Raw genomic sequence first — 17,074 nt, 5'->3', positions numbered from 1 at the left:
TATGAAAAAAATAGCAAATAATATATTTAAAATTGGATTATTGGTTTTTGTTTCATTAGGTTTTCATTCTTGTAATGATGACTTCCTGAATACAAAACCACTGGGAGAAGTTTCCCAGAGTGATGTCTGGACTGACCCTGCTTTATTAGAAGCTTATGTAAATGATGTTTACAGAGGGCTTTATGATGGAGGGTTTCATGAGGAAATGATGGCCTCTATGACAGACGAAGCCATGTTCATCCATGGTAGAGCTATTGCCGATGTGCCACAGGGCAATGTGAATGACCAATCTTCACATTTTACCGAAACTGGAAAATGGATGTTTACCTGGCCAGAGATGTACAAATACATCAGAGCCTGTAATAACTTTTTTGTGAATATTGAGGAATCTCCGTTAAAGGATGAACCAGAAACTGAAAGGTTAATGGGGGAGATATATTTTATGAGAGCATGGTATTACCATGGGTTGGTAAAAAATTATGGAGGAGTTCCACTAATTGATGATATTTATCAATTAGGTGGATCTGATTATACTATTGCCAGAAATACTTATGAAGAGAGTGTTAATTTTATTCTAAGTGATTTGGAAATGGCGGCCTCAAAACTTCAGGGCAAAACAATGGACAAAGGCCGAACTAATTATGGAGCCGCCCTTGCTTTAAAAGCTGAAGTGTTGTTATATGCTGCCAGTGATTTGCACGATATGCCAACCGCTTCTACTAAATCTTCTTTAATTGGAGGATATGCCAATAAAGAATTGCTAGGTTATACTGGAGGAGACCGAACTGCAAGATGGACCGCAGCAAAAAATGCAGCCCAGGCTGTTATGGATTTAGGCTATAGCCTGGAATTCCCCGACCCTGCTTCGCAGGAAGAGGCAGCAGAAAACCTGTATAACATGTTTATGGAAGATAACAGTGAAACCATTTGGAGCAGATACTGGATTGGTGAAAAAAATGAAAGAGGGGATAGATATCACTTGAATAATGGACCAAATGGTTATCACAACTGGGCGGGAAATGTACCTCTGCAAACCTTAGTGGATGATTTTGAAATGATGGATGGTACCAAGTTCGACTGGGATAATCCTGATCATTCATCAGCTCCATTTGAAAACAGAGATCCTCGTTTCTATTCTACCATTTTATATGATGGTGCCGACTGGAGACCAAGACCTGATGATGTGGCATCAAGAGATCCATATAATCAAATTCAGACTGGTACTTATGAAAAATGGGATGCGGCATCAAGTTCTGTGATCACCCATTTTGGATTGGATACAAGATCTTCTCCTATCGAAGACTGGAATGGTACACGATCCGGATATTATGTGAAAAAATTCTATGACAAAAGGTACAACGGAAGTGGTGAAAGACAGGAAGTTCCATATCCTTTCTTTAGATATACTGAAGTATTGTTAAATTTTGCTGAAGCATCAATTGAGCTTGGTGAATATGCAGAGGCAAGAACGGTATTGAATCAAATCAGGAAGAGAGCTGCCATGCCAGAATTAACAGAAACCGGAGAAGCTCTTAAGGAGCGATACAGAAATGAAAGAAGAATTGAATTAGCTTATGAAGACCACAGGTTCTATGATGGCAGAAGGTGGATGATTGGTGAAACTTTGCACAGACCAGCAGTAGGATTAGTGATTGAAGGAAAGCTAAAACCAGGAAAACAGGTTGAAATTTACAAGTATAGCAAAGAAGATTATGACTATACCTATACGCCTACAGAACTGGCGAACGAAGTACGGGTTTGGGATGATAAATTGTATTTTATCCCAATACAGAGAGACGAATTGAATCGTAATGATAAACTTGTACAAAATCCCGGGTTTGCAGGAGAATAAACTGAATTATTTCAACATTAAAAAATCTATCCCCGTTTTTTCGGGGATAGATATTTTCATTAATAAGATATATGATTAAAAACTACTGATAAATGTTTCAAAAACTCCTTTTCCAAATCACTGGTTTTATTTTATTGCTTTTGTTGGTTCAGCAATGCAATACTGGTGAAGATGCGCCTCCTGAAGAATTACCAAAATTGTTTTCATTGTTACCCGAGGACCAAACCAATATCACTTTCAATAATAAACTGGAAGAGGGACTTAACACCAATGTAATGATGTATGAATACTTTTACAATGGTGCAGGGGTGGCTGCGGGAGATTTGAACAATGATGGTTTGGAAGATTTGGTTTTTTCGGGGAATATGGTGGACAATGCCGTTTACCTCAATCAGGGAGATTTTAAGTTTAAAGATATTACTGAAATTTCCAGGGTGAAAGGCAGAAAAGGAGGATGGAAAACCGGAGTTACTTTAGCCGATGTAAATGGAGATGGCTGGCTGGATATTTATTTGTGTTATTCGGGAAATGTGAAACCTGCAAGCCGAACTAATGAGCTTTATATTAACCAAGGGGTAAATAAGGATGGCATCCCTTTATTTGAAGAAAAAGCCAGAATTTATGGACTAAATAGCCCTGCTACAAGTACCCAGGCTTCCTTTTTCGATTTCGACAAGGATGGAGACCTGGATATGTTTTTATTGAACCACAGCCCTTTTCCCTTACCCGTTTTGGATGAAACCACTACCGGAGAACACATGGAAAAGGACGATCCCGTTTATGGATCACGACTTTTTGAAAATATAACCACCCCTGATGGCCAGCACCGATTTATGGACATTACCCCAAAAGCTGGAATTGTGAGTGCTTCCCTTTCTTATGGACTGGGCATTGGCATAGCCGATTTTAATAACGATGGCTGGCAGGACATCTACGTGGGAAATGATTACTCTATTCCGGATTACCTCTATTTCAACAATCAGGACGGGACTTTCACCAATAAACTTCAGGAAGTTTTTGGGCATACCTCTCATTTTTCAATGGGAAATGACATTGCCGATGTGAACAATGACGGGCTGGTAGATTTATATACCCTGGACATGTTACCGGAAGATAACAGAAGGCAAAAACTGCTATTTGCCCCAGATAACTACGAACTTTTTAACCTTAATCTCAAGGTTGGTTTTCATTACCAGTACATGCGGAATATGCTTCAAATGAATAATGGGAATTTAAATGAAAGTCGGCCAATATTTAGTGAAGTTGGTCAGATGGCAGGCATCTCCAATACGGATTGGAGCTGGTCGGCCTTATTTGCCGATTACAACAATGATGGCTGGAAAGATTTGTTGGTTACCAATGGCTATGTCCGTGATTATACCAACATGGATTTTTTGAAATACATGGGAAATTTCACTTCCAGCAAGCAGGGAAAATTAGTGAGAAAAGATATTCTGGAACTCGTGCATAAAATGCCGGCTTCTAATGTATCCAATTACATTTATCAGAATAATGCGGATTTAACTTTTGAAAATAAACAAAAGGAGTGGGGACTGGATGCTACAGCAAGCAGCACGGGAGCCACTTATGCCGATCTGGACAATGATGGAGACCTTGATTTGGTCATTAATAATATCAACAAATCGGCCTTTGTTTATCAGAATAAAACGATAGAGACCAGCGAAAGTCATTACCTGAAAATAAAACTGAAAGGAGAGGGGAAAAACACTTTTGGCCTTGGTGCAAAAGTGACGATTTACAGTAATGGCCAGCAACAATATTTGGAGCAAATGCCAACCAGAGGCTATCAGTCGAGTGTTTCTCCCGTACTTCATTTTGGTTTGGGAGAAAACAATAAAATCGATTCTGTCAAAATAGCATGGTTGAATGGTAAAACCCAGGTACTTCAGAAAGTAAAGCCGGATCAGACTCTGGTTTTAGAGGAGGGAAATGCTCAATCCATTGAAAAAACCTTTAAAAATAATAAGCCGGTTTTCAGGACAAACAATTCACCGGTTTCATTTGCCCATCAGAAAAATAATATCAATGATTTTAAAAGACAGCCTTTAATGGTGAATCCACTTTCATTTGATGGGCCCTGTATGGTGAAAGGAGATGTGAATGGGGATGGACTGGAAGATGTATTTGTGGGAGGAAGTGTAGGGCAGGAGAGTCAGTTATTTATCCAGGCTGTTGGGGGAAAATTCAGGAAAGACAATTCTGGAGTCTTCGCAGATAGTAAGGGTAGTGAAGATGTAAACGCATTATTTTTTGATGCCAATGGAGATGGGCATCAGGATTTATATGTTTGTAGTGGGGGATATGGTAATTTTTCCCCTGAGGATAAAGCCTTACAAGATCGTCTTTATCTGAATAAAGGCAATGGTACATTTGAAAAAGATGAAAACAGTTTGCCGATAATGTTGACCAGCAGTAGCTGTGTGAGTGCTGCTGATATCGATCAAGACGGATCACCAGATTTGTTTGTGGGTAGTAAGGTGATTCCCGGAGCTTTTCCCGAGATACCGGTTTCCTATATTTTACTCAATAATGGAAAAGGGAAATTTGAGATCAAAACCCCCGAAATTGCCCCTTCGCTTGAAAATCCAGGGCTTATTTCCGATGCCGTCTGGGTTGATCTGGATGGCGATGAAACTGAAGAATTGATCATAGCTGGAGAGTGGATGCCTATTCAGGTTTATAGCAATGAGCAGGGAAAACTGGTTGAAAATACAACTCAGTTTTTTGATAAGGAATACAGTGGCTGGTGGAATAAACTACTGGTGGATGATTTGAATAAGGATGGCAGACCTGATTTGGTCGTAGGAAATTTCGGACTGAATTCCCAATGTAAAGTAAGTGACAGAGAGCCAGCCGATTTATATTATAAAGATTTTGATAACAACGGGGCAGTTGACCCTATTTTCTGTTTTTATATCCAGGGGAAAAGTTACCCATCTGTTACCCGAGATGAATTGCTTGGTCAGATTACAAAACTAAGAAGCAAGTTCCCCAATTATAAAAGTTATGCAGATGCCCAAATCCATGATATTTTCTCGGAGGAAGATATGAAAGGAGTGAAACATCTCGCAATTAATGAATTGAAAACAGTCTATTTCCAAAGCCAGCCAAATGGGAAATTTCAATTCGTAGAATTGCCGGAGCAGGTACAGTATTCCCCTGTCCATACCATTACATCTTTGGATTATAACCTTGATGGAATAAAAGATTTACTGCTTTGTGGCAATACAAGCAAGGCTAAATTGCGATTTGGGAAAAATGATGCAAATTATGGAATATTGCTTAGAGGGAATAAAAATGGTAATTTTTCCTATGTACCACAAACAGAGTCCGGATTTAATATAAGCGGTGATGTGAGAAGTGTTTTAAAATTAGACAATATCCTTTTGTTTGGAATAAATCAATCCGAAATTAAAGCCTATACCAATACAAGCATCTCAAGTGATCAAAAACTGGTCATAAAGTAAGAAAAGGACATTGTAAGAAAGCATTTTAAGAAGATGAAGAACATATTTTACTTTAATTTAATTTTTATTTTAATAGCCATTTTAACCGGCTGTCAGGAAGGGAACAAAACAGATATAGCTTTACAAAATAAGGACATTAGCAAAACCATCATTAAGCTTACCGATGTCATGGTTTACGATGTGACTAATCCACCCCTGGCTTCTCGTTTTTTTGCTTATTCCTGTATTTCTGGATATGAAGTAATCGCCCTAAATGATCCTGGGTATAATAGTTTACACGGTGTTTTAAACGATTTTCCCGAAATTCAAAAACCGGAAATAATAGACTATTCAGCATCATTGAGTGCCATTTTAGCGATGCTGGAAACGGCCAAAAAACTTCAACCTTCGGGTATTATGCTGGAAGATTATAAAAAAAGTTTTTTAGATTCCTGTATCAGGCTGGGTTTTTCCAAAAAGGTAATTGAAAATTCAGAGAAATATGCGCTGGATATCAGTACTCAGATTTTGAAATATGCCCAGGCCGACCTCTATAATAAAACTACCAGTTTGCCTAAGTATACACCCAAGGAGGGAAAGGAATATTGGTATCCCACACCTCCGGCATATTTTGGAGCTGTTGAGCCACACTTCAATACTTTGCGTCCTTTTACACTGGATTCAGGTGCTCAGTTTAAGCCATTACCACCGGTGCCTTTTAGCGAAGATCCTGAATCGGATTATTTTAAAATGCTGCAGGAAGTCTATGAGGAGGGCATTTCCCTCACTGAGGAAACCAGAACTATTGCATCTTTTTGGGATTGCAATCCCTTTGCCATGCAAACTACAGGGCATTTAATGGTAGCCCTAAAAAAAATCTCTCCCGGAGCACACTGGATGGGAATTACCGGAATTGCCTGTGAACAGGCTAATAAAGATTTCAATGAATCCTTGAGAATTCATACCACGGTCAGTACCGGAATGATGGACGCTTTTCTTTCTTGCTGGGATGAAAAATACAGAAGTAACCGGATCAGGCCAGAAACAGCGATTAGAAAATATATTGATCCTAAATGGGAGCCATTATTACAAACTCCTCCTTTCCCGGAATATACCAGCGGTCATTCCACGGTATCGGGTGCGATGGGCACCATTCTTACCCATTACTTTGGAGAAAATTTCAGTTTTGTAGATGATGTGGAAGTCAAATATGGCCTTCCAAACAGAAAATTTGAATCCTTTATGGCAGCCGCCAGAGAGGCTGCGGTTTCCCGGTTATATGGCGGAATTCATTACCGTGATGCCAATGAAAATGGAACCGCTCAGGGCATTAATATTGGGAAATGGGTTATCAAAACCATTGAGGGGGAAAGTGTGGGGCAGTAAAATACTACCCTACATTAATTTTACTCACTTTCGGAAGAAGAAAGCAATTTACGGTTTTCTTCTTCTATTCGTTTTTTCTGATTTTCACTTAAGCCTTGCTTATAATAGACTTCCGGAGAATGAATAACTCGATGATTTTTCATCTCCTTGTCATGAATATCCTGACTCAAGTCACAGTCAAATCTTACCAGCATTGAATTAAACTTTTCCCAGCCGGAAACATTGATAAAGTGTGCCATTCCCCAGGTAATTCCGCGTCCGTCTTTGGTATTGGAAAAGGCATCGGGTACAAAAGGAGCTGCAGCATAAGGCATGAGCTCTGTAATCGCTGCAATTTCAAAATTAACCCCATCCTCAGCATATTGAATAGTGTTATGTTCATTTCCATCCTTATAAACCAAAGCTGCAATTCCGGATTTAAAAGGAAATAGAGAAGTTTCATGTCCTGAAGAAATTACAGGATTCAGAGGATGTTTGGTAAAAGGACCCAAAGGATTATCGGCCATGGCAAGCCCCTGCATTCTTACCAAATGAGGTTTTTCATCAAAATCAGATTTATAATATAAATAAATTTTTCCCTTGTAAACCAAAGGATAAGGATCGTGAATAGAATACTGGTCCCATTCGCCTTCTTTTCCATTAGGAATTACAATTTCATTATGAGGAGTCCATGGCCCATCAGGAGAATCGGCATAGGAAACTGTTACAGGACAGTCGTCTCCTCTTAAACCACTGGCCTGCATAAAACCCTGGTAATAGAGATAATATTTACCTTCCCAAAACAAAATATCGGCTGTAGTCACAGAACGCCATCCCACGCTGGGTTTTTCTGGCCGGGAAATGGCTACACCCTGCTCTTCCCAGGTGAACCCGTCTTTACTGGTAGCGTACCATATTTCAGCTAAATCCCAATCAGCAGAAGGAATGGTATCATTGCTTTTTTTTGCCCCCTGAGGTGGTAATGAAGTATGTCTTTTGGTATACCAGACATAATATTTATCGTTGGCAAAAATTACTTTTGAAGGATCTCTTCGGGAAATGGTCCCGTCATGGTCATGATAATCGAAACCCTCCAGTGCGGTGTATTTAAACTGGGAAAAAAGTTCATTGTCTTCAGGTCTGGGCGCAGGATAGGCATCGTAATTTCTGGCCAAAGCCGCACTTAAATCCCTATCAGGTTTTTCCTCTGGCAGATGGAATGGAAATGCTGAAGAGGTTTGGGATGGTTCTTTTTTGGTGGAACAATTGAAGAGTAAAAAAAAGATTGGTAACAGGGAAAAAATATTTCTCATAATTGAAATAAGGTTGTATAAACAAAAATGAGAAATTATAAACGTAAAATCTACGGTTAAGGCTTTTATTTTTCCCAAAACCAATGAAAATTAAAATACTTAAGGAAGACTGTTCAAGATGGAGGCATAAATCAAATTTTTTTTTCCAAAAATCCCTGGATTGTGATTGATATTCAGTAATTTGTGGAGGTGTAGGTTTTGCAATTTACCCTTATCAGAAGTATCATAAAATGAAAAAAAATTTATTCCTTATCCTTTGTTTTGTTACCAGTATGTTTAATCCCTCCCACAGTCAATCACCATTAGGTCTTTTTGAAAACCACACGGATGTGGGAAATTGTAAAAATAAAGGATTTGTGTCCTACAATTCTTTGGAACAAACCTATACCATTGGTGGATCGGGTGTAAATATGTGGTTTGGTGAAGATGAGTTTCATTATTTGTGGAAATCCCTGAAAGGGGATTTTATTTTGAGGGCAGAAGCCAAATTTTTAGGAGCTGGGGTGGATCCTCACCGGAAGCTCGGATGGATAGTTAAAAATAACCTTGCAAATAATTCCCATCATGTAAATGTGAGTGTCCATGGGGATGGTTTAACTTCATTACAATATAGAAAAAGTATTGGTGGGGATACTGAAGAAGTCACTTCTACGGATTCTTTACCCGATGTCATCCAGCTTGAGCGAATTGGAGATACCTTTATCATGTCTACGGCAAAATTTGGGGAAGAATTCACCACGGTGAAACTAGATTCAATGCCTCTTGGTGAAGAGGTTTATGTAGGGCTTTATGTCTGCTCACATAACCCGGAAATTATGGAAACTGCAGTTTTTCGAAATGTGAGAATCATCAGACCTGCAGATCCGGATTTTAGACCTTATCAGGATTATATTGGCAGCCATATGGAGGTTATGGATATTAAGTCGGGTCACCGGAAAGTATTGTTTAGCAATGCCCATTCCATTCAGGCCCCAAACTGGACACCTGATGGAGAAAGTTTAATATACAATTCAAAAGGCTACCTGTATAATTATCATTTTAAAACAGAGGAAATTTCCCTGATTAATACAGGAATGGCCAATAAAAATAACAATGACCATGCGCTAACGGTGGATGGTAAAACAATAGGAATAAGCCATCATAATCCTGAAGATAATAATAGCTCTACCATCTATTATTTACCAGTAGAAGGGTCTGCGGAGCCAGTAGCGGTGACCAAACCCGGGGTGGGAGATTCTTATTTTCATGGCTGGTCGCCTGATGGGAAAAAAATGGTTTTTACAGGATACAGAAAGGAGCAGTTTGATATTTATCATGTGGATATCAACACGGGAAAGGAAACGCAATTAACCAACCAGAAAACCCTGGATGACGGTCCTGAATACAGCCCCGATGGTAAACGCATCTTTTTTAATTCGGTTAGAACCGGTAAAATGAAACTTTGGAAAATGGATGCTGATGGAAAAAATCAGATTCAGCTTACCCATGACGAGTACAATGACTGGTTTCCCCATATCAGTCCCGATCAAAAATGGATATTGTTTATTTCTTTCCCCAAAGATATTGATCCGACTGATCATCCTTTTTACAAACATTGTCTTTTGAGAATTATGCCCTATGAAGGGGGAAAACCACGAATATTGGCCTATCTCTACGGAGGTCAGGGAACGATTAATGTGCCAAGCTGGTCCCCCGATAGCCAACATATTTCCTTTGTAACCAATTCTAAACTTTAGGCTGATAAGAATTTCCTGATGGTAAAATAAAAGGTACTGCCTTTTTGTAATGTACTTTCCACCCAGATTTTTCCCTGGTGTAATTCTATTATTTTTTTGCAATTGGCTAATCCAAGGCCATTTCCATGAGCATTCCTTTCATTTTCCAATCTTGAAAAAGGGACAAATATTTTCTGGAAATCTTTCTCTTCTATTCCAATTCCGTTATCCCTGACTTTAAATAAATAATGTGTTTCTTTTTCAGAACAGCTAATTGAAATTTTTGGAGTCACATTTTCGCGGTGGTATTTTATGCCATTTGAAATCAGGTTCTGAATCAGTTGTCGAATTGGTACACGGTAGGCAGGTATTTTAGGTAACGCGCCATAATCTAACACAGCCTTATTTTCCTCAAGAAGGCTTCTTAAATCTGTAGATACTATTTGAATAAGATGCTGAAGATCAACCTGTTCAAGTTGGTATTTTTTTTCAATTAAGGAATAATCCAACAGGTTGGATACCAACTCTCTTAATCTATCCACAGACCTTAAAGCAATACCCATAAACTCTTCAACGGTAGGGTCGAGTGCATACCTGCCAAGAATATGATTAAAAATCTGTTTTACAGAATTTAAAGGACTTTTTAAATCATGAGAGGCAATGTATACAAAGCTTTCAATCTCCTTATTCTTGGCTTTTAAAGATTCCTCAATTTTTTTCTGCCTCGAAAGATCAATAAATGTTCCTATAAAACTAATCACATTTCCTTCTTCATCGAAATCAAAACCAGCATCCCGGGATAAACACCAAACCCAATTTCCGTTTTTAGCCTTAAATCTGTATTCCAATTCCGAAAATTCTCCTTTTTTAAGATTTGAAACTTCCTTCATATGGTCAGAGATTGCCTGGGCATCATCAGGATGAAAAAGTGCAAAAAATTCCTCCGGGCTCATGTCATTAATTTCCTGCAGGGAATAGCCTAAAATTTCCTCATACCTTTTATTAATATAAGTATTTATACCTTTTTGAATATTATAAATATAAACGCCATTAAGGGAATAATTATCGAGATTTTCAATAAACCTCTGGTGTTCCAGGATTTTAGACTTGAGCTTGTATTCATTAGTAAAATCTCTGGATATGAGGTTTACTGCTTCTACATTGCCATTTTTCACCACTGGAGTAACGGTTGTATCATACCGAATAATGCCATTTGGAGAATTGAAATTGATTTCGTACGAATCAGGCTTTCCTGTTTTAAAAGAATTCTGAAGGATATTTTTAACCCTGATTTTAGTGGCTTCATCCGGTAAAAGTGGAAGTAGGCTTGTGCCCAATACTTCTTCTCTTTTTAAACCCGGAGCTACATGGTTGATGTACCTGATATTCAGATCTTTATCTAATTGAAAAATGTGGTCCTCATTATGCTCAATTAGCGATAAATAAAAAGAATTAGCCCGTTTTAATTGCTCCTGGGTGATAACTTCTGTTTTTTCTGAAAACAAAGCAATAAGCACCTTTGCGTTTTCGGTTTCAATGACACTCAGTGAAATTCCCACAGGAATTTTTTCCAGATCCTTTTTCAGTAAATATAAAGGCTGTTCTTTTCCCAGCTTTATTGGGGTAAAATTAGAAATAGCGCTAAAGATGGAAGTGTGAGCATTGTTTCCTGAAGTATCAGGAAATAATATCTTGATCGATTTTCCGGACAACGCTGAATAAGAATACCCACTCAGATTTTCAAATGAGGGGTTGGCAAAAATTATGTATCCCTCTTTATCCAAAATGAGAATTGGTTCAATTATCTCCTTGAATATCTGAAGTTGAGTGTGCATCTAAAATAATAATATGGCCCGGATAATTTCAAAGCCAATTAATAATAGTTTCGAAGGAAAAACCTATTTTATTAGCTGATTGACTAATTACAAAAAATTATTGCCTATAAAGGTAGGATAAAAGTGGGTATTTGCCATGCCTGATTTAAGAAATTCATTAGAATTAATTCTTTTGGGAATTTTTATGGCCTGGAGATAGTCTAATTGCACTTTTCTAAGGTCTATATTAATAGACCTATCTTAAACTAAACAAATATGAAAATGAAATACATTGGCCTGATATGGGGAATATTTTTTCTAACAGGCTGCGGAGTAAAACAAAGCTCAGAACAGGCCAAATGGCAAAAAATTAATTCTGTAGAAAGTTTATGGACATACGATGCGGAAAGAATAAGGGATATGCTTAATGCTCTGGACCTGCAGCAGGCAGATTTGGAATCTGTAAGACAATTTTTGGTAAGAAAAGATACCATTGGGGGATTACAGCAACTTCTTGCTCATTATAAAAACAATAAGCGGGATTGGGTGGTCACTACCATGGAGACTCCTCCTTATGAGCATATAGAAAACATCGCCAGAGCCATTGCTTCAGATTCAATGATATTCGAAGGAAAATTTGAAAAAATGCCAGTCAGCGAAAGTGGGGGATGGAAGTGGGACCATACCGGTCCGGATCATGACGATGAATTTGGATATACTTTAAATGGTCACAGGTACATGCTTACCTTTTTGACCGCTACCCAACAAACTGGAAATAAGCAATATATTCAGGCTTTCGACAGGCTCATGAAAGATTGGGTGATCCATCATAAGTTGCCGGAGAAGGGGGATTCAGTTTATCTGGTTTTAGATCCTGATATTTCACTGGATTACCGGGATATTGGAGAGGTGGAATGGCGAACTTTACAAGCCGGCCAAAGATTAGGTGCTACCTGGCCACAAACCTTTTATGCCTTTCAGGATGATGAAGAATTCAGCCCTGCAACCCGTTTATTAATGTTGTGTAGCCTACAGGAGCAGGCTGGTTTTTTAAGGAAATACCACAAATCGGGACATAACTGGACTACCATGGAAATGAATGGTTTGGCACTTGCCGGATTAGCCTTTCCGGAGTTTAAAGAAAGTGAAGATTGGGCCAATTATGCCTTGGAAGTCATGACAAATGAAATAAACAGACAGGTTTATCCAGACGGGCTCCAAACAGAACTTTCTACCAAAACACAGTGGGTAGCCTTGCATAGGTTCGAATCAGTAGCTGATAATTTTAAAAAAGCAGACAGAGAGATTTCCCAAGCCTATATTCAGCGAATTGAAGAAATGTATGCTTACCTGGCTTATGCCATGCGCCCAGACGGTCACCAACCGCTTAATAGTGATTCAGACCGGGAAGACCTGAGGCCCCGAGTGCTTCATGCGGCAAAAAAATATAATAAACCCGACTGGGAATGGATAGCAACAAATGGAAAAAGTGGAGAAAAGCCTCCCAAAGGACCATCACTTACTTTTCCATGGGCAGGAATTCACGTGATGCGAAGTGGTTGGGATAAAAATGCCCACTGGTCCTTTTTTGACAATGGTCCTTATGGAACAGGTCATCAGCACAGAGATAAGCTTCATTTATCCATCTCGGCTTATGGAAAAGATTTATTGGTGGATGGTGGCCGCTTTACCCACAAAGATTATTTCAGTTTTGATCCAACGATCTGGAGAGGGTATTTCCGAAGTTCTCTTTCTCATAATGTCATTTTAGTGGATGGAAATGGGCAAAGTGAAGGGCCTGTACGGACGAACTCCCCACTGGAAGAGGGCAAAGATTTTATTCATCATCCTAAATATGATTATTCCTATGGAACCTTTACAGATGGTTTTGAAAAAACAGAAGGAACTGCTGTACATTCCCGTTCTGTGCTTTATCTCCACGATGAATTTTGGGTAGTGCTGGATCAGTTTGAAACGGACCGGCAGAGAGATCTGGAGGTTTTATGGCATTTTTCACCCGATTCTAAATTAAAGCTTCAAGGCAATGGGGTTGTAACAGAAAATTCTGATGGGCCTAATTTGAGTATTATTCCCTTAGGGGATGATGTGGACTGGAATCCAACGATTGTAAAAGGGCAGGAAGAACCATTTATTCAGGGATGGTATAGTGCAGAATATGGGGTAAAAACTCCTATTCCGACTTTAATTTACCAAACTGGTATTTCAGGAACTAAGTGCTTTGCCTGGGTATTGGTTCCAGCAAAAGAGGAGGTACAAAAAATAAAGACTACTTTTAAAGAAAATAAAGGGGTAGTGGAAATTACTGTATCCAAACCCAGTCAAAATCCCGTGAAAATTTATCTTCCACTTGAAAAAGACGTATCGAAGGTAAAGGTGGATTTTTAGAAAAATCAAATATTGAAAAAAAATGTGAAGGAATTTGAGGCAATAAAAAAATATTTCAGGCCAATTCAGCCAGCGATAACAATTGAAAAGGATAATGGTGATATTATTTATCGGGAAATTTATCCTGAAGGTAAAGTAGCACATTTTATCTATTGTTTTTGGCAGCTGAAGACCAAAACTCCGCTGAGCAGTCCCTATATTTATAGGGTAGTGTCGGATGGTTGCATTGATATTTTTTTTAATCATTACAATGCTGAGGAAAGTTTTGTAATGGGTTTTTGCCGAAAATATACCGAATTCGGTATCGGGAAAGCATTCGATTACCTGGGTATCAGGTTCCTTCCATCTGCTTTTCCGCTTTTGTTTGGAGTAGATGCTAAATCACTGAGTAATCAGTCACAGGAATTAAATAAAATACTTCCCAAAACTGCGGAATTTATCTCTAAAAATATTCATCAGCATCAGGATTTTGAAGTGATTTCAAAGACTCTGCATGCCTTTATTGAAGCTGAGATTGCCAATCGTAATTTTGATTTTGACGGGAGATTCTTTAAAGCTTTAAAACTAATTTTCGAAAAATCCGGAACCCTTGAAACAGAACAGGAATTAAATACCGGATTGAGCCCAAGACAACTCCGAAGAATATTTAATTATTACATAGGTACCACACCCAAATCTTTTAGTAAAGTCGTTCGGTTTCAGTGTATTCTAAATGCCAAACCTTCTATCCGTAGCCTTAAAAACAACAAGCTATTTTATGATGTAGGATTTTACGATCAGGCTCATTTTATTAAGGATTTCAAAACCTTTTATGGTGTAACTCCCATGCAAGCCTTTCATTAGATTTTGTCCGATTTTTACAATCCCTGCCTCAGTTTTCAATCTAAATTTGATTTAACTAAAAAATAATTGGAATGAAGAAAATTATTGTATTGGCATTTTCAGTAATATCTGGATTTGCATATTGTCAGGATAACCATTTAAAAGTAAATCAAATGAAATTTAATGCAGGAATTATCACGGAAAAATTGTTGGAAACCAAAGCATTCTACACTAATTATTTAGACTTTGGAGTCACCTTTGAGAATGAATTCTACTTACTGATGCATGCACCGGACAAGTCATCGGAAATTAGCTTTTTGTTACCAAGACATCCTACCCAAAAACCAATATTTCAGGAGCCTTTCAGCGGCAAAGGAGTTTACCTGACTATTGAAGTGGAAAAGGTAGATGAAGTTTATCAACGACTTAAACAAAAAGGAGTAAAAATCGAAGTGGACATACGGGATGAGCCCTGGGGAGACAGACATTTCGCCATTGTGGACCCCAACGGAATTGGAATTGATATCGTGACTTACACCAAACCAGATGAAGGATGAAAGCCTCAATTGAATTGAAAAAGGCCAGAAATATTGGGATAACAATCAGGCAGCGCCTGAATGAAATCGGGGTATTTACCCTGGCAGATTTGGCTGAAATTACTCCGGTGGGGGCCTACAGAAATATTTGTGAATTACATCCGGGTAAAACAATTCCTAAATGCTATTATTTATATTCCCTTCAGGGTGCTTTGATGGACCTGGACTGGCGAAAGTTGCCTGAGGAAATTAAAGAGACTTTGTTGGATGAAATTTAAAAAAATGGTATGGGTTTAAACCCGTACCTTTTTTGATTTCCCAATTACCAAAAAATATTGGGGGAATTGCTCCATCAGAAATTCATGCTGCCTGGTTTTAATGAATAAAGTTCAAAAATTTTTCGCTTTCCTTTGATTGAGATCCACCTGTTGTTTCTCTCTATTTAAAGAACCTGGAGAAGAAAATAAATTCAACTATAATTTGCATAAATAGAGAATTTAATTTACTTTGTAACTCAAAGAACTTTTTAAAAAATAAAATTATGACTATTCCAAACCAAAGGTTGTTTTTGATTCTTCTTGGAGTTCCATTTTTGTTATTAATTCCCTTCATTGCCATGCAATTTACCAATGAAGTAAATTGGTCAGGTTTTGATTTTTTAATTATGGGATTTCTTTTAATGAGTACGGGATTAGTTTGTGAGTTGATTCTCAGATTGGTAAGGAGCCATAAACAAAGGTTTTTTCTTGTGCTGGTAGTTTTCGGGCTGTTTTTACTCACCTGGGCTGAACTTGCAGTAGGTATTTTCGGGACTCCATTTGCCGGGAATTAAATTCTTCAGCAAAGAAAGAGGCCTTTGAAAAAGCTTGTCATCAATTTTTCTCCCAATTTTCAGAATTAATAATTTCATCCTTTCCTGAATAAATTGGAGACAGGGAGTCGGTAGTGATCCACCAGGAACGCATTTTGCATAATTTCATGCCGTCCACTTCAATTAAACCTTCTGTCTGGATTTCCTCTGCCTTTTCTTCAAAGTTTTTATCAAAAGCAAACCCAATAAGCTGATAATTTGATTCAGAAAAATAGAAATGCCATTTTTCTTTTACATAATCAATTTTTACCCGATACGAAGGCATTTGATGAAATGAAGTTTTTACCAGAGCATCCTTTATCTTACCCTCATCATTTTGGAGGGTCATAGGAAGCCCCATAATAAAATGATAAAAATTCCTGGTCCAGGCAGCCTGCTCACAGGTTTTGTTTCCCATGATCACTTCACAGGAATCGCCTGTAAAATCAACACATTGGCCTAAAGTGGTATTGGCATAGGAAACTCGTTTTCCGGGATTGTCAAGTCCAATTTCCAGCTTATAGAAAGCACTATCAGGATAAACAAAGTCGCTTTTGATGGGTGCACGTCAAACTTCCCAGCCTTAAAGATTTATTGAAAAATTGCATAAAAAGGATTATCTTGAAAAAGTACTAAAACCAAAACCAGATATCTGATGACCACTGAAGAATTAACCGCTAAGATACAGGCAGAAATTAAATTATGGCAAGCCTCTCAACAAGGCCAAACTAGTGGGTATGAATATGAGAAGTCGTTTGTTGAGGTATGGGCAAAATTGGGTCGGGAAGTATTACAAAATAGTCTTGGGGATGAGTCCTATAAAAAGAACAAGAAAAAAAAATAAAGTCAAGTTTTGGCAAGTTGATAGTGAATAAAAATCATTGCCTTGCAAGCAGTCCTCAAGGATTTCGGATGAGTAGTTATTTACAAGAAA

13 protein-coding genes are annotated in these 17,074 nt (G+C 38.2%); 10 read left to right on the top strand and 3 right to left on the bottom strand.

All coding sequences use genetic code 11. The features are described from left to right. The first annotated feature begins 1 nt into the window (after nucleotide 1). From A3EM_RS0121200 to A3EM_RS0121190, 3 genes are all read left to right on the top strand, one after another. Nucleotides 2–1,852, top strand: coding sequence for a RagB/SusD family nutrient uptake outer membrane protein (locus A3EM_RS0121200; RefSeq protein WP_020530256.1), 1,851 nt, complete (start codon nucleotides 2–4; stop codon nucleotides 1,850–1,852). Nucleotides 1,853–1,944: 92 nt separating this feature from the next. Then, nucleotides 1,945–5,340 carry a VCBS repeat-containing protein gene (locus tag A3EM_RS0121195; protein WP_020530255.1) on the top strand — a complete coding sequence of 1,132 codons (3,396 nt, stop codon included), beginning with the start codon at nucleotides 1,945–1,947 and terminating at the stop codon, nucleotides 5,338–5,340. 33 nt (nucleotides 5,341–5,373) lie between these two features. Beyond that, the gene (locus A3EM_RS0121190; RefSeq protein ID WP_020530254.1) at nucleotides 5,374–6,705 is read left to right on the top strand and encodes a vanadium-dependent haloperoxidase; all 1,332 of its coding nucleotides are present in this window, start codon (nucleotides 5,374–5,376) and stop codon (nucleotides 6,703–6,705) included. A 20-nt stretch (nucleotides 6,706–6,725) separates the two neighbouring features. On the opposite strand, the gene A3EM_RS0121185 is transcribed toward A3EM_RS0121190, so the two are convergent. After that, the gene (locus A3EM_RS0121185; protein WP_020530253.1) at nucleotides 6,726–7,997 is read right to left on the bottom strand and encodes a glycoside hydrolase family 117 protein; all 1,272 of its coding nucleotides are present in this window, start codon (nucleotides 7,995–7,997) and stop codon (nucleotides 6,726–6,728) included. A 230-nt stretch (nucleotides 7,998–8,227) separates the two neighbouring features. Between A3EM_RS0121185 and A3EM_RS0121180 the strand changes: the two genes are divergently transcribed. Beyond that, nucleotides 8,228–9,733 (top strand): TolB family protein, encoded by a 1,506-nt coding sequence (locus A3EM_RS0121180; RefSeq protein ID WP_020530252.1) that lies wholly within the window; start codon nucleotides 8,228–8,230, stop codon nucleotides 9,731–9,733. Here the strand turns inward: A3EM_RS0121180 and A3EM_RS46085 are convergent. Next, complete coding sequence (locus A3EM_RS46085) at nucleotides 9,730–11,547, bottom strand: PAS domain-containing sensor histidine kinase (protein WP_020530251.1); 1,818 nt, start codon at nucleotides 11,545–11,547, stop codon at nucleotides 9,730–9,732. The genes A3EM_RS0121180 and A3EM_RS46085 overlap by 4 nt on opposite strands. A 255-nt stretch (nucleotides 11,548–11,802) precedes the next feature. Here A3EM_RS46085 and A3EM_RS43200 point away from each other — a divergent pair, with 255 nt between their 5' ends. The 5 genes from A3EM_RS43200 to A3EM_RS0121150 all read left to right on the top strand — a co-directional run bounded on the left by A3EM_RS43200 (nucleotide 11,803) and on the right by A3EM_RS0121150 (nucleotide 16,122). Continuing rightward, a complete protein-coding gene (locus tag A3EM_RS43200; protein ID WP_020530250.1) occupies nucleotides 11,803–13,932 on the top strand; it encodes an alginate lyase family protein in 2,130 nt (709 codons plus the stop codon). Between the two features lie 12 nt (nucleotides 13,933–13,944). Continuing rightward, nucleotides 13,945–14,775, top strand: coding sequence for an AraC family transcriptional regulator (locus A3EM_RS0121165; RefSeq protein WP_020530249.1), 831 nt, complete (start codon nucleotides 13,945–13,947; stop codon nucleotides 14,773–14,775). A gap of 71 nt (nucleotides 14,776–14,846) precedes the next feature. Beyond that, nucleotides 14,847–15,311, top strand: a complete 465-nt coding sequence (locus A3EM_RS0121160) for a VOC family protein (RefSeq protein ID WP_020530248.1) — start codon at nucleotides 14,847–14,849, stop codon at nucleotides 15,309–15,311. After that, nucleotides 15,308–15,568, top strand: coding sequence for a TfoX/Sxy family DNA transformation protein (locus A3EM_RS0121155; protein WP_020530247.1), 261 nt, complete (start codon nucleotides 15,308–15,310; stop codon nucleotides 15,566–15,568). The genes A3EM_RS0121160 and A3EM_RS0121155 overlap by 4 nt, the downstream gene beginning before the upstream one ends. A 263-nt stretch (nucleotides 15,569–15,831) precedes the next feature. Beyond that, a complete protein-coding gene (locus A3EM_RS0121150; RefSeq protein WP_026210474.1) occupies nucleotides 15,832–16,122 on the top strand; it encodes a hypothetical protein in 291 nt (96 codons plus the stop codon). 40 nt (nucleotides 16,123–16,162) lie between these two features. Here A3EM_RS0121150 and A3EM_RS0121145 read toward each other — a convergent pair whose 3' ends face one another. Further along, complete coding sequence (locus tag A3EM_RS0121145; protein ID WP_020530244.1) at nucleotides 16,163–16,558, bottom strand: DUF6503 family protein; 396 nt, start codon at nucleotides 16,556–16,558, stop codon at nucleotides 16,163–16,165. Between the two features lie 237 nt (nucleotides 16,559–16,795). On the opposite strand from A3EM_RS0121145, the gene A3EM_RS43195 reads away from it, so the two are divergent. After that, nucleotides 16,796–16,984, top strand: a complete 189-nt coding sequence (locus A3EM_RS43195) for a hypothetical protein (protein WP_020528229.1) — start codon at nucleotides 16,796–16,798, stop codon at nucleotides 16,982–16,984. Nucleotides 16,985–17,074: the final 90 nt, after the last annotated feature.

This window comes from Flexithrix dorotheae DSM 6795, assembly GCF_000379765.1.
In the GTDB taxonomy this organism is placed as follows: domain Bacteria; phylum Bacteroidota; class Bacteroidia; order Cytophagales; family Flammeovirgaceae; genus Flexithrix; species Flexithrix dorotheae.
Note: the sequence above shows the minus strand (reverse complement) of the source record. Positions and strands in the feature narration are given on the sequence as shown.